This is a genomic window from Pseudooceanicola spongiae (assembly GCF_014899185.1).
In the GTDB taxonomy this organism is placed as follows: Bacteria; Pseudomonadota; Alphaproteobacteria; order Rhodobacterales; family Rhodobacteraceae; genus Pseudooceanicola; species Pseudooceanicola spongiae.
Map to the genome: position 1 here is coordinate 1,662,940 of NZ_CP045201.1, position 22,261 is coordinate 1,685,200.

Sequence of the window (22,261 nt, forward strand, 5' to 3'; positions counted from 1 at the left end):
AGGGCAAGCGGCTGCAGCCGCGGCGCTGGTGGTCAGGGCCCGGTTCTGAGGCTGGTGCCGAAGGTGGCGCGCCATTGTGCCACGAAGCGCTGGCGGCGGTGCTGGTCCATCGCGATCAGCAGCTTGGGGTCGATCGCGATGGGGCGTTGCGCGCTTTCCGACAGCGAGGAGACATCCCCGTCGAGCCGCTGCACCAGGCTGCTTTGCGCCAGGATCGCCTGACCGCCCGGTGACAGCAGGAATTCCAGCAGCGCCGCCGCCCCGTCTTTCTGTGCCGCGCCCTTCGGGATCATGAAGGCGCGCGACAGGAAAAACGTGTAATCCTCGGGCTGAATGACGCCGATATTGGGCCCATGCACCGCCGCCACGTAGGAGCCGAGCACGTTGTAGGCGATCAGATAGCGCCCCTCGGCCACGCCCTCGATGATCTCGTTGGAACAGCAGGTGGCCACGGCTTCGGTGCGCGCGAAGCCCTCCAGCAGGCCGCCGAAGGTCGTCGCCTCAAGGCTGTCCATGAAGGAGAACAGATAGCCCAGCCCCGAAGATTCGATATCATAGGTGGCGATCTTGCCGCGATAGGGCGAATTCGGGCGTCGCATCAGATCCAGCAGCCCAAAGCGGGTGCGGGGCGCCTCGGCCGCCGGCACCAGCGCGGTGTTGTAGATGATCACCGCCGGTTCATGGGTGATACCCCAGAGCTCATCGCGCCAGCGCCGCGCGGGCGCCAACGCCTCGGTCACGGGCGAGGCATAGGGGCTGGCGCAGGCGCGGTTCACCAGATCGACCATCTGGTGCACACCCGAGGAAAACACCACGTCCGCCGAAGCGCCCTGCCCCTGACAGCCCGCAAGGCTGACATCATAGAGCGCGTTGGAGCCCCATTGTTCATAGGTCAGCGCCAGCGCCGGGTTCAGCGCCACGAAGGCCTCCAGCGCCGGGGCAAGGATGGCGAGGTCGGTGGTCGAGCGCACCAGCAGCTCGCGCACGCTACCAGGACCGGCGCCCAGCCCCGCGCCGACAAAGCGCGCCACGGCTTCCTGCGCGCGCAGCGGTGTCGCCAGAGACAGCGAAAGAGACAGCGCCAGAAAGGCCCTGCGCAGCGGTGCCCAGTTCATGCGGTGTCTCCCGTGCTCATGCTCGTCCCCTGCTCCGGCAGGGCCAGCGTGACGCGGAACCCGGCCTCGCCCCGGCCCATGTTCAGCTGGCCGCCAAAGGCTTCGGCCACCGCGCGCACGATCGACAGCCCCAGCCCGGCGCTGTTGCCGCGCGAGGCCGCCGACCGCTCGAACCGCCCACCGATGCGCGCCAGCAGATCCGCCGGCGGGCCCTCGCCCGCATCCTCGACCCAGATCTCGGCCATGGCACCGGTGGCGCTGACCCCCAGCCGCACCGGCGACTTGCCGTGGCGCAGCGCATTGCCGAGCATGTTCTTCACCGCCTCGCAGAGCGAGACTTCGTCGCCCAAGACCTGCACCGGCGTCTCGCCGATCACCAGCTCGACCTCGGCACCGGGGGCCAGCACCTCGTGATCGCGCTGCTCGATCACCAGCAGGGCAATGTCGCGCAGATCGACAGTTTCGGGGGGCGCATTATCGGTGCGGTGGATCACCAGCGCCCGCGACAGCATCTGGTCGAGCAGATTGCCGAGCGAGCGCGTGCGCCGCAACAGCCGCTCCAGCCGCTGCGGCAGCTGATCAGTGTCGTCCTCCAGCGCCAGTTCGGCCTGCGCACGGATCGCCGCGACAGGCGTGCGCAGCTGATGCGCCGTGTCCGAAATCAGGTGTTTCATCGAGCCGACCTGCCGGTCGAGCCGCGCCATGAAGCGGTTGAGCGCGCGCACCGTCACCGCCACCTCGGCCGGGCCATCCTCGGCCATCGGGGTCAGGTCGTAGGGGTCGCGCGCCAACAGTTGATCGGCCAGACGCTCCAGCGGGCGCATCGCCGAGCGGATCACCAGAAACGCCCCGAGGATCAGCGCCAGCCCCCCAAGCCCCGTGACCAGCAGCGCGCCGCGCGTGATCTCCAGCGCCATGGCATTGCGCGCCCGCAGCGTCTGTCCGACGGTGATCGAGACGCGGCCCGAATAATCCCGTTCGGAAAACCGCCGCAGGATGGTGACATAGCGCGCCGCCTCGCCCTGCATCGGTGCGTCGAAATACAGCGGCTCGCGCCCCGGCTGCGCGCCATGTGCGGGCGGGCGGGCCTCGCTGTAGCCGGTCAGCAGCACGCCCTCGGCGTCGCGCACGGCGTAGGAAATCCGGTCCTCGACCGCCAGCGCCAGCAGGCCAAAGGCCGACACCGGGATATCGGCCACGGGCGAGGCGTCGATGATATCAATGGATTCGGCAATGTCGCGGGCCGCGCCGACCAGCAGCCGGTCATAGGCCTGTTGCGCGGCGTTGCGGCCATAGGCGAAGGCGGCCAGCGTCACCACGCAGCCCCCCACCGCCAGCAGTGACAGCACACCGATCATCACCCGCGACAGCAGGGACCGTTCGGCGCGCGCCTCAGCCACCGACATAGATCCGGTAGCCGATGCCGCGCTGCGTCTCGATGCTGACGCCCGATCCCGCCAGCTTCTTGCGCAGCCGCGCGATATAAAGCTCGATCGCGTTCAGCCCGACATCGGCGTCGTCAAAGGCGAACAGCCCGTCATAGAGGCGCTTCTTGCTCAGCACCTGTTTCTGATTGCGCAGCAGCAGCCCCAGCAGCGTCGCCTCGCGCCGGGTCAGATCCAGCGCCTCGCCCGACAGCGTGGCGCTGAGGGCGGCGGGCTGAAACGCCAGCGGGCCAAGGCTGATCACGTCGGATTTCTGGTCCGCATCGCGCCGGATCAGGGCACGCAACCGCGCCTCAAGCTCGCGCTGGTCGAAGGGTTTCACGAGGTAGTCATCGGCCCCGAGGTCCAGTGCCGAGACCCGGTCATCGACGGAAAACAGCGCCGTCAGCATCAGTACCGGGGTGCGGTCGTTCTTTTGGCGCAGGTCCTGCAGCAGCTCGGTGCCATTGCGGTCGGGCAGGTTGATGTCGAGCACGATGGCGTCGTATTTCTGCACCGACAGGAAATCCTCGGCCAGGGCAACGCTGTCGGCCAGGTCACAGGCCATGCCGGATTTGCCAAGCCGGATCGCCATCGCCTCGGCCATATCCGTTGCATCCTCAACAATCAGAACCCGCATAGACACCCTCCGTTTGTGCCCCTGACTGCCATTTTGCCCGGTGACAGGTTCATGACAGGTATTCGCACTATTCATAGCTCATAGCCATTCGCGAGGAGCCTGCAAAGTGCGGTGCGTTGGCTGCGGACCCCGGGCGGCCCTACGGCCCGGATGAAATCAGACTTGGAGGAGTTATCACATGATTTTCAAGGCAACCCGCCTCACCGTCGCGGCCGCTCTGTTCGGCGCGTTCCCCCTGGCCGTTCTGGCACAGGACTTCACCCCCGAGAACCCCGAGTGCATCGCCCCCGCCAACCCCGGTGGCGGCTGGGATTTCACCTGCCGTCAGGTCGGTAAATCGCTGCAGGACGAAGGCTTGCTGAGCAAGACCGTGCAGGTCGTCAACCTCGCCGGCGGCGGCGGCGGCGTCGCCTTCGCCGAAGTCGTCAACAAGCGCAACGACGACAATGACCTGATCGTCGCCGCTTCGACCGCGACCGCCACGCGCCTCGCACAAGGGGCCTATCCGGGCAACACCATGGACCAGGTCCGCTGGCTGGCCTCGGTCGGCGCGGATTACGGCGTCATCGCCGTGGCCAAGGACAGCGACATCGCCGACCTGCCCGCCCTGCTTGAGATCATCAAGAACGACCCCACCAAGATTTCCGTCGCCGGTGGCTCGGCTGTGGGTGGCTGGGATCACCTCAAGGTGCTGATCGCCGCCAACGCCTATGGCATCGAAGACGTGCGCAAGATCAAGTACATCGCCTTTGATGGCGGCGGCGAGGCTGTCACCCAGCTGCTGGCCGGCTCCGTGCAGGCCTTCACCGGCGATCTCTCCGAGGCCAAGGGTTTCGTCGACAGCGGCGACATCAAGGTGCTGGCGGTCCTGTCGCCTGAGCGTCTGGAGGGCGAATTCGCCGACTTCCCGACTGCCCGCGAACAGGGTGTCGAGGCGATCGGTGCCAACTGGCGCGGCTTCTATGCGCCCGGTGGCATGTCCGACGCGGCCTACGAAGCCTGGGTGTCCAAGATCGGCACGCTCTATGCTTCGGACAAGTGGAAAGAGATCATGAAGACCAACGGTCTGGCCCCTCTCGACCTGCAAGGCGCTGAATTCGAAGAATTCGTCGCCGCCTCCGTCCAGCAGATCCAGGACATCTCGCGCGAGATCGGCATCATCAAGTAATCGGCCCCCCTTTCGGCTGACCCCAACAAGGGCGCCCCTCGGGGCGTCCTTTCCACACATCCCCCTTCCCAATTGTCGCACCAGGAGATCCTCATGAGTGATCGTATCTTTGGCGCTGTCGGACTTCTCATCGCTATCGGCTTTGCCTTTGCCGCCATGGCCATCGAGGAAAGCTTTCTGTCCGACGCCGTGGGCCCCAAAGCCTTTCCGCTGATCATTGCCGCCGTTCTCGGCCTCGCCTCCATCGCCATCATCCTGCGCCCCGATGCGTCGCCGGAGTGGCCCTCGCTTGGCCGCCTGACCGAGATCCTGGCCGCCGCCGTGGTCATGATCCTTTATGCCGAGATGCTGCCGGTGATCGGTTTCATCATCGCCACCATCTTTGCCGCCGCGTACCTGACATGGCGTCTGGGCTCGGGGCTTGTCGGATCGGTGCTGACCGGTCTGGGCACCTCGTTCGGCATCTACATCATCTTTCACCTCGTGCTGGGTCTGTCGCTCGCGCGCGGTCCTTTCGGCTTTTAAGGGGGCGTTGTAATGGACACTCTATCCTCACTTGCTGACGGGTTCGCCATTGCGCTGACCTGGCAGAACCTGCTGCTGGCGCTGCTGGGCTGTTTCCTCGGCACCATCATGGGCGCCCTGCCCGGCCTCGGCCCGTCGAACGGCGTGGCGATCCTGATCCCGCTGGCCTTCACGCTGGGTCTCGGCGCAACGCCGTCGCTGATCCTGCTGACCTCGGTCTACTACGGCGCGATGTACGGCGGGCGGATCTCGTCGATCCTGCTGAACATTCCCGGCGATGAACCGGCGATGATGACCTGCCTTGATGGCTATCCCATGGCGCAAAAGGGCATGGCCGGTCAGGCGCTGTCGCTCTCGGGCATCGCGTCCTTTGTCGGCTCGTTCTTTGCCACCTGGGGGCTGATCTTCCTCGCGCCGCAGCTGGTCAAGATCGCCCTGCTGTTCGGCCCGGCGGAATACTTCGCCCTCTTCGCGCTGGCCTTCATGACCCTCGGCGGCGTCTCCTCGACCAACCAGGCGAAATCGGCCTTTGCCGCCGCGCTCGGCCTCGGCCTTGCGATGATCGGCGTCGACACCCAGACCGGCGTGCCGCGCTTTACCTTCGGCGAAGTCCACCTCTATGACGGTCTCGACTTCCTCGTCGCCATCGTCGGCCTGTTCGCCCTGTCCGAGGTCTTCATCTTCCTTGAGAACCGCCACGGCGAAGCCGACGGCAAGAAGGCCAAGATCGAGGTCGGTCCCCTGACCCCGTCCATGTCGATGCTGAAGCAAACCACGCCGACGATGCTGCGCTCGACCGTGCTGGGCTTTCTGGCGGGCGTGCTGCCCGGTGCCGGGGCCTCGCTCGGCTCGTTCATCTCCTACTCGATGGAAAAGCGTCTGGTCGATCCCAAGGGCAAGACCTTCGGCAAGGGCGACCCGCGTGGCGTCGCCGCACCTGAGGCCGGCAACAACGCCGCCGCCGGTGGCGCGCTGGTGCCGATGCTGGCGCTCGGAGTGCCCGGGTCGGGCACCACGGCGGTGCTGCTGGCCGTGCTGCTGTCGCTCAACATCACGCCCGGTCCGCTGCTGTTCTCGCAGAACCCCGATGTGGTCTGGGGCCTGATCGCGGCGCTGTTCATCGCCAACTTCATGCTGCTGGCGATGAACATCCCCATGGTCGGCCTGTTCACCCGCGTCCTCATGGTGCCGCCGCGCATCCTGATGCCGGTGGTGGCGATGATCAGCTTTGTCGGGATCTACGGCATCTCGGGGTCGTCCTTCGATCTGCTGGTGATGGTGGGCTTCGGTCTGCTGGGCTGGATCCTGCGCAAGTTCGACGTGCCGCTGGTGCCGATCATCCTTGGCACGCTCTTGGGCAACTCGATGGAGAACAACCTGCGCCGCGCGATCACCATCGACAACGGCGACTGGTTCACGCTGGTCGACACACCGCTGGCGCTGACCCTCTGGGCGATCGCCATCATCGGCTTCATCCTGCCGCTGATCATTGGCCGCAAGGTCAAGGCCCAGATGCACGAACGAGGCGATCACGAAGGCTCCACTTCGGACTGATTTTCGCACCGTTCAGTTACCGTTCAGATACCGACGCAATACCGACACCCGCGCAAACCAGCGCGGGTGTCTTTTTTGGCCCGCCCTGCCTGCGCCAAAAACGCCTTGCAAACCGCCCCTGCGCCGCCCAAGCCTGTGCCCAAACCTGCCCTATTCCAGACGAAAGAGGCCCCAGATGACGCAACTCTCGATCACCGAACCCGCCCGCCAGACCCCCGTCGTGCACCAGACCGATGTGCTGGTCATAGGCTCCGGCCCCGGGGGTCTGGCCGCCGCTCTGGCCGCCGCGCGCTGCGGTGTCGACGTGACTTTGCTGGAGCGTTTCGGCTGTTTCGGCGGCAATATCACCGTCGTCGGGGTTGAGGGATTTGCCTGGTATCGCCATGAGGCCACCATTGAGGGCGGCGGTATCGGATGGGAGTTTGAGGAGCGCGCCAAGGCCATGGGCGCCGCCACACCTGAGAGCCAGTCCCTCAGCTATGAGATTGATAGCGAAGGATTTAAACTGGTCGCCGACGCTCTGGTCGAGGAGGCTGGCATCCACCCGATGCTGCACCGCCAGTTCGCCGCCCCGATCATGGAAGGCGACACGATCCGCGGCGTCATCGTCGAATCCAAGGCGGGCCGAGAGGCCATTCTGGCGAAACGCGTGATCGACGCCACCGGCGACGCCGACGTCGCCCTGCGCGCCGGAGCGCCCACGGTGAAGACCCCGGTTGAGCAGATGCAGGCGGCAAGTGTGATGTTCCACCTCGCCGGGGTCGACAAGGCGGCGTTCATGGCAGGCGTCAAGGCCGACCCGCAGACCTACAAGGATTGGTCCACCGGCGAATGGCAGGTCGAGACCGACACGAAAGAGGACGACATGTTCTCTCCCTTCCTCGCCAAGCCCTTTGCACAAGCCCTGCGCGACGGGATAATTCCCTCTCATCTCAACACGATAGGCGGCACCTGGGGCGCGGTGCACGACTCGGGCGAGATGACCTATATGAACCTCGTCCACCTCGCGGGCTGCGACGGCACCGACCCCGACAGCATGACAAGATTCGAAATCGAGGGCCGCAAACAGGCGATGCACGCCATCAATGCCCTGCGCCACTACACGCCGGGATGCGAGGGCGTGCGCCTGCGCAACTTCGGCATGTCCATCGGCATCCGCGACACCCGCAAGATCGATGCCGCCTACAACATGACCGAGGCCGACGTGCGGGGTCAGGCCCGTTTTGACGACAGCATCGGGATTTATCCCGAGTTCATCGATGGTTACGGCGTGCTGATCCTGCCGACGACCGGGCGCTACATGCACATCCCCTACCGCTCCATGCTGCCGAAATCGGTGCGCCACCTCATCGTGGCAGGGCGCGCCACCGGCGGAGACCGTATCGCCCATGCCGCCACGCGCAACATGGCCTGCTGTGCGGTGGCCGGTCAGGGCGCGGGCGTCGCCGCCGCCTGGGCGGTGAAGCACGATTGCGACTTTCCCGAGGTCGATATCGCGGCGGTGCAGAAGATCATCCAGTCGCAAGGCGCAAGGATCCACTAGCGTTTGGCTTGCGGAATCTAACGAAAACGTGTGCAACCTGTGAGGGAAAGTCGCGGCGAAAACACTAGTATCAGCAATAAGATATCGCCCAGAAACTACCCCTCACGAGGACATAGCCCGATGCGCAATCCGACCATGCCCCGCCCTTCGCCCCTCGCCTCGCTTGGCGCCGCGGCCCTGATCCTTCTACCGCTCGGCGCCTACGCGCAGGAGTTCAACGCAGCGCCCCCACATGCCGCAGGGCAGTCCCCGGCGTTCCAAGGCCAGACCCGCGCCCCGGTGCTTGCCGACAACATCAGCCTGAACCGACAGGTCGTCGCCTCGAAGCTCGAGAGCCCTTGGGGCATGGACCAGCTGCCCGATGGGCGCTGGCTGGTGACGGAACGCCCCGGACGGCTGCGGATCGTGGCGGCGGATGGCACTGTGTCGGGCGCAATCAAGGGCCTTCCCGAGGTCGACTCGCGCGATCAGGGTGGCCTGCTGGACGTCGCCATCCGCGATGATTTCGAGCAGACGCGCCGCCTCTGGTGGAGCTTTTCCGAACCGCGCGGCAATGGCAAGAATGCCACCGCCGTCGCCACCGGCCTGCTGTCTGCCGATGAGCAAAGCCTTGAAGAGGTTGAAATTATCTTCCAGCAGCAGCCTGCCTGGGATTCGACCAAGCATTTCGGCTCGCGTCTGGTCTTTGACGGCGAAGGCGCGCTTTTCGTCACCACCGGAGAGCGCTCCAATCCCGAGCCGCGTCAACTGGCGCAGGACGTCGGCACGCACCTCGGCAAGGTGCTGCGTATCGACCCTATGGGCGGCGCGGCGCAGGGCAACCCGAAGATCCCCGGTGGCCTGCCCGAGATATGGTCCTATGGCCACCGCAACCTGCAATCGGCTGCACTCGGCCCCGACGGCGCGCTCTGGACTGTCGAGCATGGGCCAAAGGGCGGGGATGAGCTGAACCGTCCGCAGGCCGGTCTGAACTATGGCTGGCCGGTGATCACCTACGGCGAGGATTACTCCGGGCGCCCGATGGGTCAGGGCCTGACCGAGCAGGAAGGCATGGAGCAGCCGGTCTATTATTGGGACCCGGTGATCGCGCCCTCTGGGATGGTATTCTACGATGGGGCGATGTTCGCGGACTGGCAGGGCAGCGCCCTGATCGGCGGGCTGGCCGGTCAGGCGCTGGTGCGGCTTGAGCTGGAGGACGGGCGCGTCACAGGCGAGGCACGCTATCTGCAAGGGCAAGGCCGGGTGCGCGACGTGGATCAGGCCGCTGACGGCGCGGTGATGCTGCTGATGGACGGCGAAAACGGTGCACTGGTGCGGCTGACACCGGCCTCCTGATCGGACCAAGACCTGCACGAGCCCACCGGAGCCACGCCTTCGGTGGGCTTTGTTATGCCCTGACATCAAGGGCTTGGCAGACAAGCTGTTGACCTCTGACCCTTAAGCCACAAGGTTAACGACCAAAGGAGGATGTTTGACTTGGTAGTATCCTTACGAACACAGCGCAGCATGAACGATCAGATCGACGTGGGTGATCCTGCGCCGGGCAAGATATCTTGCAGAGCTGCGCGCCAGTTCAACAGCATCCCACCCGCACCTTTTCTGACCTCAACGCACAGACCGATCGATCCTCCGCTGACCTCAGTCAGGCGCAACACGCAGCCAGATCTGGCCGCGATCGAGATCTGACGCGCGCCATTTTCATGCCCGTATCTGGTGCCCTGATTTGACAGGGCAGCTGTTCGGGCGCTTCCCCACCACCGCCTGACGAAAGGCCCGTGCCATCTGGGCATAGCGCCGACGCGGTGGCCATTTTCCTCAAGATATGAAACACATGCAGGCCATACTCGCCGGGGCGATCAGCTCCGACACCGGACTTTCATATGTTCGCGAGAGGGTGGGACGTCCGAAATCGATCCGCCAGAACCTGCCGATGAAAGGACTATAGAATGACCGAGAAGAACCCTGACAAAGGCTATGTCGCCATCCTGGGCTGGAGCCTCAACGCCATCAATGCCGTCGACCAGTTCGACCGTCGCTATGTGGTTGTCGCACCGCCCTGGGCGCAGGACTATTGCGTGCAGAACGACATTCCCTTCGTGCCGTGGGATTTCGACCGCCTGAATGAACGCTCCTACGAGCTGGCGCAGCAGCTCAAGGAAATGGGCGTCGACGTGGCGATCCCGATCTTTGAGGAAACCGTGGAATGGGCCGGGGCGATCAACGCCGTGCTTCTGGACCAGCCGCGTCTGCTGGGTCAGGCGATGCTGTTCCGCGACAAATCGCTGATGAAGCGGCGCGCGCAGCTCGGCGGGATCCGCGTCGGTGTCTTTGAAGAGGCGCACGACCGCGGCGACGTGATCCGCTTTCTCAAGCGGGTCAACCAGACGCTGCTGAAGCTGGACGGCGACGTCAACGACCCGATCCACTTCAAGGCCTTCGACAAGTCCGGCACCGCCGGGCACCGGGTGATCCGCACGCCGGAAGACGTCGACAACATCCCCGATGATGAGTTCCCCGCCCTGCTGGAGAGCCATCTGGATGGTTGGGAATTCGCTGTCGAGGCCTGGATCAAGAACGGCAAGATCCAGTTCCTGAACATCTCGGAATATGTCACGCTCGGCTATTCGGTCTTCGTGCCCGCCACGCCCGAGTTGGAGCAGCACCGTGCCCGCATCACCGAGCAGATCGAGAAACTGATCGAGACCTTCGAAATTGACTTCGGCTTCATCCACCCGGAATACTTCCTGACCAGCGACAATACCCTGTACTTTGGCGAGGTCGCCTATCGTCCGCCCGGGTTCAACGCGCTGGAACTGATTGAGCGTGCCTATGGCTTCAACGGCTATCAGGGCCTTGTGGTGGCGTTTGATCCCAAGACCACGCAGGAAGAGCTGGACGCCTTCTTCCCAACCCCGATCAAGGATGCCAAGGGCCATGCCGGCTGCTTCGGTGTCTATCCGCGCCGCCGTGTGGTCAGCCGTCTGGAGATCCCCGAGGAAACGGCGAACCATCCGTACTTCGAGTTTCATGAGCTGGCCGATCCGCGTGAACAAAAGGTCGCCAAACGCTCCGCATTTGGGACACACTGGGGCCTGGCGTATTTCTTTGGCGAGGATGCGCATCAGCTGCGCGACCTGCTGAAGCGACAGGAAGAACTGGACTACTACATCTGATGACCTCCTCAGGCACGGCCCCAGAGGGCCGCGAGATCAGCAATGACAGCCGGGCGCGTATCGCCCGGTTGTCAGACACGCTCAACGTCGCGATTGAGCGGCTTGAGCGTGCGCGCCCCTTTGCCAAGCTGCGCTTTCAACGGGCCGTGCTGGACGTCACGGCCCGCCTTTTGCAGACGGATGACGGGCTGGATGTGATCCGCGAACAGGCAACGCGCATGGATGCGGCGGGGATTTTTGCGGGCTCCGACTGGGACCGTCCCGAGGCGCTGCTGCCACAGTTGGTCGGCGGCACTCTGGTCTCCGAGGATCCGGTTTTTGTGGCGTTGGAGGCGGTCAGTCTGGCGCGTTTTCTGGCCGTCGCCAATGGTGAGGGACGGCATGAGAACCTGCACAAGGACATGGCGCGCCATTTCCTGACGCAGGTCATGGCACTGAACCTAAAGGATATTTTCGGGCAGTCTGACGAGGCGAGCCGCGCGCTTGGCGACCGGCAAGCGGTCAAGCGGCGGCTGCTGAACTACATCTCCGACCACATCGGTCTGACGGATGTGCTGGGCGTGCTGGTGACCGAGATCTGGCGGCTGCTGGAGCAACGCTCGGTCCAAGTGGCCGTGGCCAAGGACATGATCGCGCAGATCGCCATCGCGCTGAATGAAAAGGGTACCGAGCCCGGCAGCGAACGGCTGGGCGCGGAGCGGCTGGTCAGTGCGCTGTTCGGCCCGACCGTTGCCTCGCTCTATGATCCCGGCGTCGAGGCCTATCTCGACCAGATCAGCCATTTCGACGAGGCGGCCCTGTCGCGTGAGGCGATGGGGTTTGCCCGCGCCATGCACGACACCGGCCTCGTCAGCGATTACCACGCCGCCTTTCTGGTCTGGGCGCTGGATTATGGCGACCGGCCTCTGGTGCCCGAGGCCCTTGGCCTCGGCACGACGGGTCTGGATTGCTGGCGTCACTACCGGCGCCTGATCGAGGATCTGATCCGCACCGCCGTTACCCCAGCCACACCGCAGGCCGCCTATGGTCTGACGATGCTGCTGGAGCGCGGCGTGCTGCATCACGCGCCCATGGTCCCTGCCCTGAACCGCGCCCTACAGCAAAAGGTGCAGGGCGCTGCACGGGAACGGCTGATGCTGGGCTTTGGCGAGGCTGTCCCGCCCGAGACGCATTTGCTGGCGGGTATCTTGCAGGTCATCGGTCAGCCGCTCGGCGTTGGTCAGGGGGCGAACCCGACCTGTCAGTCGGCCCGCGCGATTTCCATGTGGGCACTGATCGAGCCGGATTTCCTGCTGCATCTGATCACCCAGGCCTCCGAGTTCGACGCCGTGCTGATGCAGTTCGAGGGGGTGCCAATCAACTCCTCTGATCTGCCTGCCGGTCTGGCCGGGCTGGGGCCGATTGATGCCGATCCGGTGTCGGTGCTGTTGGTGTCGCACCTCGACCGTATCTATGCCGAGATGGGCCGCCTCTGCATTGGGCGCGAGGGCGATCCGCACCGCTGGATCAATCCGCAGTTCCATGGCTGGTGGGTGTCGCGCGACTGCGCCGTGGCGGTGGATGTCGCGACGGGAAAGCTGTCGCACTATGACCGCTTTCTGCGCCGCTTCTTTGCGACCTATCACCCGCATCACAACGGGGATCGCCCGGTCAGCCACCCGCAGCCCGCCGGCATCGCCGTGACCGATCCGAACGAGCACTTCGTCGGCTGGCACGCCATCGCGATCCTGCGCGTCAGCGAGGATCAGGCGGGGGTGATGCGCGTCTATTTCTACAACCCCAACAACGACAGCGGTCAGGACTGGGGCGGCGGCGTTGTCGTCTCGACCAGCGGCAATGGTGAACGCTACGGCGAGGGCTCGCTGGAGTTCGGGCAGTTCCTGTCGCGCGTTTACCTCTTTCACGACGATCCTTTGCGCAGCACTGGCGCGGCGGATGACGTGCCCGAAGAAGCGCTTGCTCCGATCCACGCGCAGGCGGTGTCCAGTTGGGCGGCAGATCGGCTGCCCGAGGTGGAGGGCTGAGGCGCGGACGCCTTCACCTGCGCGCCAAGATCCTGTAGGCCGCTGTCGAAACGTGACGACAGGAGTCCACCATGCTGCCTTGGATCGAACTGGCCACTGCGGTTGCACCGCAGGGCGACCGGCTGCACCTGTTCCGGCGTGGCGATGAATACTCGATCCGGCTCGAAGGCGGCAACGAGCTGATGAACAGCCGCCTCGGCGGATCTGAGGAGGCGCTGGCCACCTTTGCTCTGGAACGGCTGAGCGCGCGGCCCGCCCCCCGGGTGCTGATTGGTGGCCTCGGCATGGGTTTCACCCTGCGCGCCACGCAAGCCGTTGCGCCCAAGGACGCCAAGCTGGTCGTGTCCGAAATCGTCCCCGAGCTGATCGGCTGGGCGCACGGGCATATGGCAACAGTCTTTGCAGACTGCCTGTCGGACCCGCGTGTCGAGGTGCGCACGGGCGATGTCGGGGCCGAAATTCGCGCCTCCGAAGGGGCGTTTGATGCGATCCTGCTGGACGTCGACAACGGGCCCGACGGCCTGACACGCACTGACAACGATGCGCTCTATTCCAACACCGGCCTGAAAAACGCCCGCCGCGCGCTGAGCATCGGTGGCGTTCTCTCGGTCTGGTCGGCAGAGCCGGATGACAGCTTTGCAAGGCGGTTGCAGCGCTGCGGGTTCGACGTCTTGGAACATAGCGTGCGCGCAGGGCGCTCCAAACGCGGTCCCAAGCACACGATCTGGACGGCGGTGCGCGCCAGCAAATAGGCGCCGGCGTTACCCCGGCAGAGTGTCATTCAGCCAGACCACGGTGTCCCGGGCCGCACTGAGAGCATCCTCTGCCGTGGCAAACTCTGTCGCGCCATGGTGGCCGATGCTGTACCAGCCGCGCCCGTCTTCGGGATCGCGGCGAAACTCGTCGAACCCGTAAGTGCCGTCAGGCCGTAGGAAAATATCAACGCAGATGGTCTCACCATCCAGATTGACCGACCGGATCACCTTGTTGATATGCGCCATGGAGCCCTGCCTGTCCGAACGGATTGTGTCGCCGCACCCTAGCAGGGTCGCGCCAGACTTTATGCATTCTTTACGCTCTGCCCCGCGGTTCCACCGCGCGCCTTTATGCGGTTCACTGGCAAACAGCCTGTGACCGGTCCCCTTGGGGATCTTTAGCACAAGGCATTTGCCATGACCTTCGATCTTGTTCTCGGTGCCATCGTGGCCGCCGGGCTTGCCGTCTACCTGCTGGCCGTTCTGGCCCGCCCGGAACGGTTCTGAGGAGGCGGAGATGAGCGAGACCTCCTCAAAATCCCTGTTCACCCCGGCGCTGCTGGTGCCTGCTTGCCGAGATGCTGTACGCAAGCTGGACCCGCGGCAATTGTACCGCAACCCGGTGATGTTCACGACCGCCGTTGTGGCGTTGCTGGCCACGGTTCTGGCGCTCCACTCGGCCATGACCGGCGCGGGCGATGTCGGCTTTCAGGCGCAGCTGGTGTTCTGGCTGTGGCTGACGGTGCTGTTCGGCAACTTTGCCGAGGCGCTGGCCGAGGGGCGTGGCAAGGCCCAGGCTGCGGCCCTGCGCTCCACCAAGGCCGAGCTGATGGGCAAGAAGCTCAGCGGTGCCAGCCATGAGATCGTCGCCGCCAGTACCCTGCGCGCAGGCGATCTGGTGCTGGTCGAGATGGGCGACCTGATCCCGGCCGACGGCGAGGTGGTGCAGGGTGTCGCCTCGGTCAACGAGGCCGCGATCACGGGCGAAAGTGCTCCGGTCATTCGCGAGGCGGGTGGCGACAGATCCGCCGTGACCGCCGGCACGCGGGTGATTTCCGACCAGATCACCGTCAGGGTGACGGTGGAGCCGGGTCAGGGCTTTCTCGACCGGATGATCGCTTTGGTTGAGGGCGCGGCGCGCGCCAAGACCCCGAACGAGGTGGCGCTGACCATTCTGCTGACCGGGCTGACGCTGATCTTCCTGATAGCGGTTGGCACCCTGCCCGCCTTTACCGCCTATGCCGGGCAGTCGATCCCGGTGCCGGTGCTGGTGGCGCTGTTCGTGGCGCTGATCCCGACGACGATCTCGGCTCTGCTGTCGGCCATCGGCATCGCGGGCATGGACCGTCTGGTGCGTTTCAACGTGCTGGCCAAGTCGGGCCGCGCTGTTGAAGCGGCGGGCGATATCGACGTGCTGCTGCTTGACAAGACCGGCACCATCACGCTGGGCGACCGTCAGGCGAGCGAATTCGTCGCCCTGCCCGGTGTGGCGCAGGGCGATCTGGTCGAGGCCGCAATGCTGGCGAGCCTTGCCGATGAGACTCCCGAGGGCCGCTCCATCGTCGCCCTTGCCCGCGCGCAAGGCATGGAGGCGACCGCCCCGACTGACGCAGAGGTGGTGCAGTTCACCGCCCAGACCCGCGTGTCGGGGATCGACGCCGATGGCCGCTCGATCCGCAAGGGAGCGGTCGATGCGCTGCTGAAACTGCACGACTTTGACGCCCGCGCCACGCAGGCCCTGCGCAGCGTGACCGACCGGATTGCCCGTGAGGGCGGCACGCCACTGGCGGTCAGTGACGGCACACGCCTGCTGGGGGCGATCCACCTCAAGGACATCATCAAGGCCGGGATCAAGGAGCGCTTTGCCGAGCTGCGCCACATGGGCATCCGCACGGTGATGATCACCGGCGACAACCCCCTGACGGCCGCAGCAATCGCCGCTGAATCCGGGGTCGATGACTTCCTCGCCGAGGCCACGCCCGAAGACAAGCTGGAGCTGATCCGCAAGGAGCAATCCGGGGGACGCCTTGTCGCGATGTGCGGCGATGGCACCAACGACGCGCCTGCCCTTGCGCAATCGGATGTCGGCGTGGCGATGAACACCGGCACGCAGGCCGCGCGCGAGGCGGGCAATATGGTCGACCTCGACAACAACCCGACCAAGCTGATCGAGATCGTCGGTCTGGGCAAGCAGCTGCTGATGACGCGCGGCGCGCTGACCACCTTCAGCATCGCCAATGACGTGGCCAAGTACTTTGCCATCCTGCCCGCGATCTTTGTCGCGCTCTATCCCGGTCTCGGCGCGTTGAACGTGATGGGCCTGAACAGCCCCCAAAGCGCGATCCTGTCGGCGGTGATCTTCAACGCGCTGATCATTCCGTTCCTGGTGCCGCTGGCCCTGCGCGGCGTGCCCTACAAACCCCGCAGCGCCGCACGGCAGCTGATCGGCAACCTCACCCTCTATGGCGTGGGCGGCCTGATCGTTCCCTTCGTCGGCATCAAGGTGATCGACCTTGCCGTCGGCGCCCTCGGTCTGGCCTGACCCGCTGATCCCCATTGCCGCCGCTCAGGCGCGCGGCTGATCCTATCCCCCTGAGGAGGTCCGAAATGGACGCACTCTTTCTCGTCACACTCGTCGTTGGCACAACGGCACTGCTGTCATGGCCACTGGGCCAGTACATGGCCTGGGCGATGGACCCGGCCGAGGGTCGCGGCCCCACGGCGCTTTTCACCCGTATTTCTGGCGCGCGCGGCACTCAGGGTTGGCGCGGTTATGTGACCTCGCTGCTGGTGTTCAACCTTTTGATGTTCGCCGTCTGCTTTGCCCTTCTGGCCTTGCAGCAGGTCCTGCCGCTGAACCCCGATGCGAAAGGCGCGCTGAGCGCCGATCTGGTGTTCAACACCACCGCCTCCTTCACCACCAACACCAACCTGCAGCACTATTCGGGTGAAGTCTCGATGAGCTACCTGTCGCAACTGGCGGCGCTGATGTGGTTGCAGTTCGTCTCGGCGGCGACGGGGATCGCGGCGCTGACGGCATTGGCCCGGGGGATCGCGGGGCGTGGCAACATGGGGCATTTCCTGATCGATGTGCAGCGGGCAACTGTCCTGGTGTTGCTGCCGCTGGCGCTGATCGTGGGTCTCTACATGGCGCTGATGGGCGTGCCGATGACCCTGCAGGGCGCGGCAAAGGCACTCACGCTGGAGGGCGCGAGCCAGACCATCGCGCGCGGCCCGGTCGCGGCGTTTCTGGCGATCAAGCAGCTGGGCACCAATGGCGGTGGGTTCTTCGGCCCGAACGCGACACATCCGCTGGAAAATCCCAGCTTCTGGACCAACCTTGTGTCGATGATCGCGATCATCCTGATCCCCATGGCCTGCGTCTGGATGTTCGGCCGCATCATCGGGCGGCCCCGCCACGCGGCAGTAATTTTTTCCGTCATGGTGCTGTTTCTGATCGCCAAGATCGCCGGGTCGGTCTGGTTTGAAAGTGTGCCGACCTTCGCCCTGCGCGATCTTCCGGTTGCGCAGACCATCGGCAACCTTGAGGGCAAGGAGTTGCGTCTGGGCGCCACAACAGGCCCGCTCTGGGCGGTGCTGACCTCGTCGACTTCGAACGGATCTGTGGGCGCGATGCATGACAGCCTCAACCCGCTGACCGGGCTGATGCCGATGATCAGGATGTGGTTGAACGCGACCTTCGGCGGTGTTGGCGTCGGCATGATCAACATGTTCGTCTATATCATCGTCGCGGTATTTGTCGCGGGGATGATGGTCGGGCGCACGCCGGAATATCTCGGCCACCGGGTCGAGGCGCGCGAGGTCAAGCTGGCCGTGATGGTGCTCTTCTTCCACTCGCTGCTGATCCTTGGCGGCACGGCGCTGTTCGCGGCCACCAGCTGGGGTCAAGGCAGTACGCTGAACCCCGGCGCGCATGGGTTTTCCGAGATCCTGTACGAGTTCTCCTCGGCCAGCGCCAACAATGGCTCGGGCTTCGAGGGGCTGGGCGACAATACCGTGGCCTGGAACATCGCCACCGGCCTCGTGATGCTGCTGGGCCGCTATGTGCCGATCATCCTGCCGCTGGCCATCGTCGGTTCGTTCATGGCCAAGCGCCGCGCGGCGCAAAGCGCCGGGACGCTGGGGGTCGAGGACGCGACATTTGGCACCATGCTGGTGATCACCGTCGTGATCTTCGGTGCGCTGACCTTCCTGCCTGCCGCCGCCCTCGGCCCGCTTGCCGATCACTTTTCCCAGGTGCGCCGAGCGCCATTCTGAAGGATAACGAACATGAACATTCTTGTTTCCTCTCTGCGTGTGGTGGTAGCCTCGATGGGTCTGTGTGTCGTCGGATATACCGGGGTGATCCTGGGGGTAGCGCAGGCTGTGACGCCTGCGACCGCTGATGGCTCGCTGGTGGCCGATGCCTCGGGTCAGGTGGTCGGCAGCCGTCTGGTGGCGCAGGGTTTCAGTGATCCGCGCTATGTCTGGCCCCGCCCCTCGGCGGTGAACTATGACGCAGCGGCGGCGGGTGGGTCCAACCTGTCGCCGGCAAACCCCGAAATCGCCACGCGAGCCAAGGCGATCATCGCAGCCTATGGCGTCGACGCTCCGATCCCCGCAGATCTGGTCACCGCTTCCGGCGCGGGCCTCGATCCGCATATCTCGCTGGCGGGGGCGCTGTTTCAGGTGCCCCGCGTTGCCAAGGCCCGTGGGATGGATGAGGACTCTGTGCGAGGCCTGATCACCCGTCTCGCCTTTGCCCCCGGCGGCCCGTTGACCCAGGACCGGATCGTCAACGTGCTGGAACTGAACCTGGCGCTGGATGCGGGGGCCTGAATGAGCGACGCCGATCCCCGCCCCTCTCCTGATGCCTTGCTACGCGAGGCTGCCCGCGAATCCCGCGGTGCCCTGAAGATCTTTCTCGGGGCCGCGCCGGGGGTCGGGAAGACCTACGAGATGCTCTCGAAAGGGGCGGAGAAGCTGGCCGCGGGGGTGGATGTCGTCATTGGCGTCGTCGAAACCCATGGCCGCGCGGAAACCGAAGCGCTGCTGGCACCGTTGGAGCTGATCCCGCGCCGCAGTGTCCCCTATCGCGGCCAGCACCTGACAGAGATGGACCTCGACGCGATCCTAGGGCGTGCCCCCGCGCTGGTGCTGGTGGATGAGCTCGCCCATACCAACAGTGCCGGATCGCGCCACCCCAAACGCTGGCAGGACATCGACGAGTTGCGCGACGCCGGGATCGATGTCTGGACCACGGTCAACATCCAGCATCTGGAAAGCCTCAACGATGTCGTCGGCGGGTTCACTCAGGTAAGGGTGCGCGAAACCGTGCCGGATCGGGTGTTCGAGGACGCCGATATCGAGGTCATCGACCTGTCCCCCGACGACCTGATCACCCGCCTGAAAGAGGGCAAGATCTATCTGCCGCAAGAAGCAGGGAGGGCACTGGAGAACTTCTTCACCAAGACCAAGCTCTCGGCCCTGCGCGAACTTGCGCTGCGGCGGGCGGCGCAGGCGGTCGATCAGCAGATGCTGGACCAGCTGCGCGCCAGTGGTGTCACGGGCACCTGGGCGGCAGGCGAGCGTGTGCTGGTCGCCGTCAGCGAGGAGCCGGGGTCTGCGGCCATCGTGCGCGCCGCAAAACGGCTGGCCGACGCCCTGCGCGCGCCCTGGACGGCGGTGCATGTCGAAACCCCGCGGGAGGGCGGCTTCAGTGAAGGACAGCGCCGCCGCGTCGGGCGCAACCTGGCGTTGGCGGCGGAACTGGGGGCGACGCTGGTCAGTGTGCCCGGCAGCACCGTCTCCGAGGTGCTGATCGAGCAGGTCGCAGAGATGCGCGCCACACAACTGGTGATCGGCAAGAGCAATCGCAGCCGCTGGTTTCAGCTCTGGCATGGGTCTGTGGTGAACGACCTGCTGAAATCCGGGCGCGACGTCGCGATCCACGTCATCCCGATGCCTGCGCGCGGGCGCGCCGTGCGCCCGGTCAAATCGCTTCCGGACGACCTGGCCTTTGGGCTTCTCGGGGCGGCCTCACTGGTTGGGATCACGGCCTTTCTCGGCAAGATCACCGAGGCATGGTTCGGCTATCAGGGGATCGACCTGCTGTTTCTGGTGCCGGTCATGGTCTCGGCATTGCTGTTCGGGCGCTGGCCCAGCATCGTCTCGGCGCTGATGGCGGGGACGCTCTACAACTTTCTGTTCCTGCCCCCGGTGCTGACCTTCAACATCTACGATCCGCGCAACGTCGTGACCGTGTTCATCCTGATCGCCGTCGGTCTGGTGACCAGCCAGCTGGCGGTACGTCTGCGTGTCGCCGCCCGGATGAGTGCCAAGAGCGCGCGCGAAAACGCGGCCCTTGCCCGGTTTGCCGCCCGCCTCGGCGCCCTCTCGGATGCAGAGGCCACGGGCCGCACGGTCTGCGAGGAGGTCGCAGGCTTGCTGTCGGTCGAGGCGATGATGCTGGCGCGTGGCCCGGATGGCGTGATCATCACCGCCAGCGAACCCGCCGCACTGACGCTGAACTTTACCGACAGGGCCGCCGCAAAATGGGCGCTCGACAAGGGCGAGGCAACGGGCGTCGGCACCAATACCCTGACCGCCAGCGCCTGGCAGTTCCGCCCGCTGCGCACGGGCCTTGGCGTGCTGGGGGTGCTGGCGTTGCGCCGCCCCGATGGTTCGAAGCCGATCCCTGCCGACCAGGCCAGCCTCGCCGCCAGTCTGGTCGATCAGGCGGCGCTGGCCCATGAGCGGCTGAAGCTGGAAAACGACATGAGCGATCTGCGCGCCACCCGCGAACGCGACAGCCTGCGCGCGGCCTTGCTTGCCTCGCTCAGCCACGATCTTCGCACCCCGCTGACGGGCGTGATCGCGGCCGCCGAGGCGCTGGAGCCGGGCAATGATCCAGACGGCGCGCTGGTGCGCGCAATCCGGACCGAGGCGCGCCGGCTCAACAGTTTTCTCGGCGATTTGCTGGATGTCACGCGGATCGAGGAGGGCGCGGTGCGCGTCAACCTGCAACCCATTGATCTGACCGACGTGGTGCGCGGCACGCTGCACGATCTGCGCGGCCTGTTGCAGGACCGTAAGGTGATTGTCGATGTCGATGCCAACCTGCCCCTGCTGCGCGCCGACCCGGTTCTGTTGCAGCATGCGCTGCTGAACCTTGTCGACAATGCCAACAAGTACTCAGCCCCCGACCAGCCGATCGAGATCTTCGCCAAGCGCCGACTTGGCTGGATGGCGCTGAGTGTGCGCGACCATGGCGCGGGCCTGCCAGAGGGCGCCGAGAAGATCGTCTTTGAGCGGTTTTTTCGCGGCATGGGGTCGGATCGCACGGGGGGCGCCGGCCTCGGCCTTGCCATCGTCAAGGGTTTCGCCGATGCCATGGGGCTTGAGGTCCGCGCGTCGAATGCAGGCGGCGGTGGTGCACGGTTCACCATCGCCTTCCCGCCCGGCGCCATTGTCGCGGATGTGGAAGGGGACGCCATATGACACGCACCAAGCCCAGAATTCTGGTGGTCGAGGATGAGCTTGCCATCCGCCGTCTGGTGCAGGCCGCGCTGACCCGGGGCGGCTATGATTCAGACATCGCCGAGACCGGCGCGGCTGGCCTGCGAAAGGCCGCGGGCTGTGATCTGGCGCTGCTGGATCTGGGGCTTCCGGATCGCGACGGGCTGGAGCTGATCGGCCCTTTGCGCGATGCAGGCCTCTCGGTGATCATCCTGACCGCGCGCGAACAGACGGAGGAAAAGGTCGCTGCGCTGGACCTTGGCGCCGATGACTATGTCACCAAACCCTTTGATACAGATGAGCTTTTGGCGCGCGTGCGTTCCTGTCTGAGGCGGCGCGCTGCGCAAAGCGGCGTGTCGGGCAAGATTGCCACGGGCGCATTGCGAATTGATCTCGACGCGCATAGCGTCACCCGGGATGGCGTGCCGGTGAAACTGACACCGAAGGAGTTCGCTCTGCTGGAACTGCTGGCGGGCAATGCGGGCAAGGTACTGACCCATGCGCATCTGCTGGGCACCGTCTGGGGCCCGGCGCATGTCGAGAGCGTCGAGTATCTGCGCGTGGCCATTCGCAGCCTGCGGGCAAAATTGGAAAAGGACCCCGGAGACCCGCGCTTGCTGATCAACGAACCCGGGGTCGGCTACAGGCTGGTCGATCAGGAGTGAGGAGTGCATAGGTCTGGCGACAATTTGCGCTAAAGTCTGGACAGATTTTTTTAGCCGAACGAAGTGCTTCGCCGCTCGGAAACCGAGCCGTGAAAAGGTCTGAGCTTTCTCGCACGTCCGATGTGGACAGAGCGAGATTATCTTCATCAATCGTAAT

19 protein-coding genes are annotated in these 22,261 nt (G+C 65.1%); 15 read left to right on the forward strand and 4 right to left on the reverse strand.

Annotated features, from left to right (window positions below; translation table 11 throughout):
* Positions 1-32: 32 nt before the first annotated feature.
* Genes F3W81_RS07905 through F3W81_RS07915 form a run of 3 tightly spaced genes read right to left on the reverse strand, consistent with a single transcriptional unit; the run spans position 33 to position 3,179 of the window.
* Positions 33-1,115 (reverse strand): ABC transporter substrate-binding protein, encoded by a 1,083-nt coding sequence (locus F3W81_RS07905; protein ID WP_193083064.1) that lies wholly within the window; start codon positions 1,113-1,115, stop codon positions 33-35.
* Positions 1,112-2,515 (reverse strand): sensor histidine kinase, encoded by a 1,404-nt coding sequence (locus F3W81_RS07910; RefSeq protein WP_226941907.1) that lies wholly within the window; start codon positions 2,513-2,515, stop codon positions 1,112-1,114. Before F3W81_RS07910 ends, F3W81_RS07905 begins: the two co-directional genes overlap by 4 nt.
* Positions 2,508-3,179 carry a response regulator transcription factor gene (locus tag F3W81_RS07915; protein ID WP_193083066.1) on the reverse strand — a complete coding sequence of 224 codons (672 nt, stop codon included), beginning with the start codon at positions 3,177-3,179 and terminating at the stop codon, positions 2,508-2,510. The genes F3W81_RS07910 and F3W81_RS07915 overlap by 8 nt, the downstream gene beginning before the upstream one ends.
* A 178-nt stretch (positions 3,180-3,357) precedes the next feature.
* Between F3W81_RS07915 and F3W81_RS07920 the strand changes: the two genes are divergently transcribed.
* The 9 genes from F3W81_RS07920 (at position 3,358) to F3W81_RS07960 (ending at position 13,918) form a co-directional block, all read left to right on the forward strand.
* Positions 3,358-4,347: a Bug family tripartite tricarboxylate transporter substrate binding protein gene (locus tag F3W81_RS07920; protein ID WP_193083067.1), complete on the forward strand. Its 990-nt coding sequence runs from the start codon at positions 3,358-3,360 to the stop codon at positions 4,345-4,347.
* Positions 4,348-4,440: 93 nt separating this feature from the next.
* On the forward strand, positions 4,441-4,872 hold the full coding sequence (locus F3W81_RS07925; RefSeq protein ID WP_193083068.1) for a tripartite tricarboxylate transporter TctB family protein: 432 nt from the start codon (positions 4,441-4,443) through the stop codon (positions 4,870-4,872).
* A gap of 12 nt (positions 4,873-4,884) precedes the next feature.
* Entirely contained in the window at positions 4,885-6,426 is a 1,542-nt protein-coding gene (locus F3W81_RS07930) for a tripartite tricarboxylate transporter permease (protein ID WP_193083069.1), read from the forward strand.
* A gap of 175 nt (positions 6,427-6,601) precedes the next feature.
* Positions 6,602-7,969, forward strand: a complete 1,368-nt coding sequence (locus tag F3W81_RS07935) for an FAD-dependent oxidoreductase (protein ID WP_193083070.1) — start codon at positions 6,602-6,604, stop codon at positions 7,967-7,969.
* 120 nt (positions 7,970-8,089) lie between these two features.
* Positions 8,090-9,304, forward strand: coding sequence for a PQQ-dependent sugar dehydrogenase (locus F3W81_RS07940; protein WP_226941908.1), 1,215 nt, complete (start codon positions 8,090-8,092; stop codon positions 9,302-9,304).
* 171 nt (positions 9,305-9,475) lie between these two features.
* Complete coding sequence (locus tag F3W81_RS07945; protein ID WP_193083071.1) at positions 9,476-9,655, forward strand: hypothetical protein; 180 nt, start codon at positions 9,476-9,478, stop codon at positions 9,653-9,655.
* A gap of 260 nt (positions 9,656-9,915) precedes the next feature.
* Entirely contained in the window at positions 9,916-11,142 is a 1,227-nt protein-coding gene (locus F3W81_RS07950; protein ID WP_193083072.1) for an ATP-grasp domain-containing protein, read from the forward strand.
* The gene (locus F3W81_RS07955) at positions 11,142-13,166 is read left to right on the forward strand and encodes a hypothetical protein (protein ID WP_193083073.1); all 2,025 of its coding nucleotides are present in this window, start codon (positions 11,142-11,144) and stop codon (positions 13,164-13,166) included. The genes F3W81_RS07950 and F3W81_RS07955 overlap by 1 nt, the downstream gene beginning before the upstream one ends.
* A 71-nt stretch (positions 13,167-13,237) precedes the next feature.
* Entirely contained in the window at positions 13,238-13,918 is a 681-nt protein-coding gene (locus F3W81_RS07960) for a spermidine synthase (RefSeq protein ID WP_193083074.1), read from the forward strand.
* 9 nt (positions 13,919-13,927) lie between these two features.
* Here the strand turns inward: F3W81_RS07960 and F3W81_RS07965 are convergent, their stop codons facing one another.
* Entirely contained in the window at positions 13,928-14,167 is a 240-nt protein-coding gene (locus F3W81_RS07965; RefSeq protein WP_193083075.1) for a hypothetical protein, read from the reverse strand.
* A 171-nt stretch (positions 14,168-14,338) separates the two neighbouring features.
* Between F3W81_RS07965 and kdpF the strand changes: the two genes are divergently transcribed.
* The 6 genes from kdpF (at position 14,339) to F3W81_RS07995 (ending at position 22,104) form a co-directional block, all read left to right on the forward strand.
* Positions 14,339-14,428 carry a K(+)-transporting ATPase subunit F gene (kdpF, locus tag F3W81_RS07970; protein ID WP_193083076.1) on the forward strand — a complete coding sequence of 30 codons (90 nt, stop codon included), beginning with the start codon at positions 14,339-14,341 and terminating at the stop codon, positions 14,426-14,428.
* A 10-nt stretch (positions 14,429-14,438) separates the two neighbouring features.
* A complete protein-coding gene (gene kdpB, locus F3W81_RS07975) occupies positions 14,439-16,463 on the forward strand; it encodes a potassium-transporting ATPase subunit KdpB (RefSeq protein WP_193083077.1) in 2,025 nt (674 codons plus the stop codon).
* Positions 16,464-16,528: 65 nt separating this feature from the next.
* Positions 16,529-18,199 carry a potassium-transporting ATPase subunit KdpA gene (gene kdpA / locus F3W81_RS07980; RefSeq protein WP_193083078.1) on the forward strand — a complete coding sequence of 557 codons (1,671 nt, stop codon included), beginning with the start codon at positions 16,529-16,531 and terminating at the stop codon, positions 18,197-18,199.
* 12 nt (positions 18,200-18,211) lie between these two features.
* On the forward strand, positions 18,212-18,760 hold the full coding sequence (locus F3W81_RS07985) for a potassium-transporting ATPase subunit C (RefSeq protein ID WP_193083079.1): 549 nt from the start codon (positions 18,212-18,214) through the stop codon (positions 18,758-18,760).
* Complete coding sequence (locus F3W81_RS07990; RefSeq protein ID WP_193083080.1) at positions 18,761-21,421, forward strand: sensor histidine kinase; 2,661 nt, start codon at positions 18,761-18,763, stop codon at positions 21,419-21,421. It abuts the gene before it with no gap.
* Complete coding sequence (locus F3W81_RS07995; protein WP_193083081.1) at positions 21,418-22,104, forward strand: response regulator; 687 nt, start codon at positions 21,418-21,420, stop codon at positions 22,102-22,104. Before F3W81_RS07990 ends, F3W81_RS07995 begins: the two co-directional genes overlap by 4 nt.
* Positions 22,105-22,261 lie beyond the last annotated feature (157 nt).

What these genes read in the sequence shown, in the direction of transcription:
- F3W81_RS07905 (WP_193083064.1), bottom strand. Translation starts at nt 1,115, where the DNA reads ATGAACTGGGCACCGCTGCGCAGGGCCTTTCTGGCGCTGTCTCTTTCG.
- F3W81_RS07915 (WP_193083066.1), bottom strand. Translation starts at nt 3,179, where the DNA reads ATGCGGGTTCTGATTGTTGAGGATGCAACGGATATGGCCGAGGCGATG.
- F3W81_RS07920 (WP_193083067.1), top strand. Translation starts at nt 3,358, where the DNA reads ATGATTTTCAAGGCAACCCGCCTCACCGTCGCGGCCGCTCTGTTCGGC.
- F3W81_RS07925 (WP_193083068.1), top strand. Translation starts at nt 4,441, where the DNA reads ATGAGTGATCGTATCTTTGGCGCTGTCGGACTTCTCATCGCTATCGGC.
- F3W81_RS07930 (WP_193083069.1), top strand. Translation starts at nt 4,885, where the DNA reads ATGGACACTCTATCCTCACTTGCTGACGGGTTCGCCATTGCGCTGACC.
- F3W81_RS07935 (WP_193083070.1), top strand. Translation starts at nt 6,602, where the DNA reads ATGACGCAACTCTCGATCACCGAACCCGCCCGCCAGACCCCCGTCGTG.
- F3W81_RS07940 (WP_226941908.1), top strand. Translation starts at nt 8,090, where the DNA reads ATGCGCAATCCGACCATGCCCCGCCCTTCGCCCCTCGCCTCGCTTGGC.
- F3W81_RS07945 (WP_193083071.1), top strand. Translation starts at nt 9,476, where the DNA reads ATGAACGATCAGATCGACGTGGGTGATCCTGCGCCGGGCAAGATATCT.
- F3W81_RS07950 (WP_193083072.1), top strand. Translation starts at nt 9,916, where the DNA reads ATGACCGAGAAGAACCCTGACAAAGGCTATGTCGCCATCCTGGGCTGG.
- F3W81_RS07955 (WP_193083073.1), top strand. Translation starts at nt 11,142, where the DNA reads ATGACCTCCTCAGGCACGGCCCCAGAGGGCCGCGAGATCAGCAATGAC.
- F3W81_RS07960 (WP_193083074.1), top strand. Translation starts at nt 13,238, where the DNA reads ATGCTGCCTTGGATCGAACTGGCCACTGCGGTTGCACCGCAGGGCGAC.
- F3W81_RS07965 (WP_193083075.1), bottom strand. Translation starts at nt 14,167, where the DNA reads ATGGCGCATATCAACAAGGTGATCCGGTCGGTCAATCTGGATGGTGAG.
- kdpF (WP_193083076.1), top strand. Translation starts at nt 14,339, where the DNA reads ATGACCTTCGATCTTGTTCTCGGTGCCATCGTGGCCGCCGGGCTTGCC.
- kdpB (WP_193083077.1), top strand. Translation starts at nt 14,439, where the DNA reads ATGAGCGAGACCTCCTCAAAATCCCTGTTCACCCCGGCGCTGCTGGTG.
- kdpA (WP_193083078.1), top strand. Translation starts at nt 16,529, where the DNA reads ATGGACGCACTCTTTCTCGTCACACTCGTCGTTGGCACAACGGCACTG.
- F3W81_RS07985 (WP_193083079.1), top strand. Translation starts at nt 18,212, where the DNA reads ATGAACATTCTTGTTTCCTCTCTGCGTGTGGTGGTAGCCTCGATGGGT.
- F3W81_RS07990 (WP_193083080.1), top strand. Translation starts at nt 18,761, where the DNA reads ATGAGCGACGCCGATCCCCGCCCCTCTCCTGATGCCTTGCTACGCGAG.
- F3W81_RS07995 (WP_193083081.1), top strand. Translation starts at nt 21,418, where the DNA reads ATGACACGCACCAAGCCCAGAATTCTGGTGGTCGAGGATGAGCTTGCC.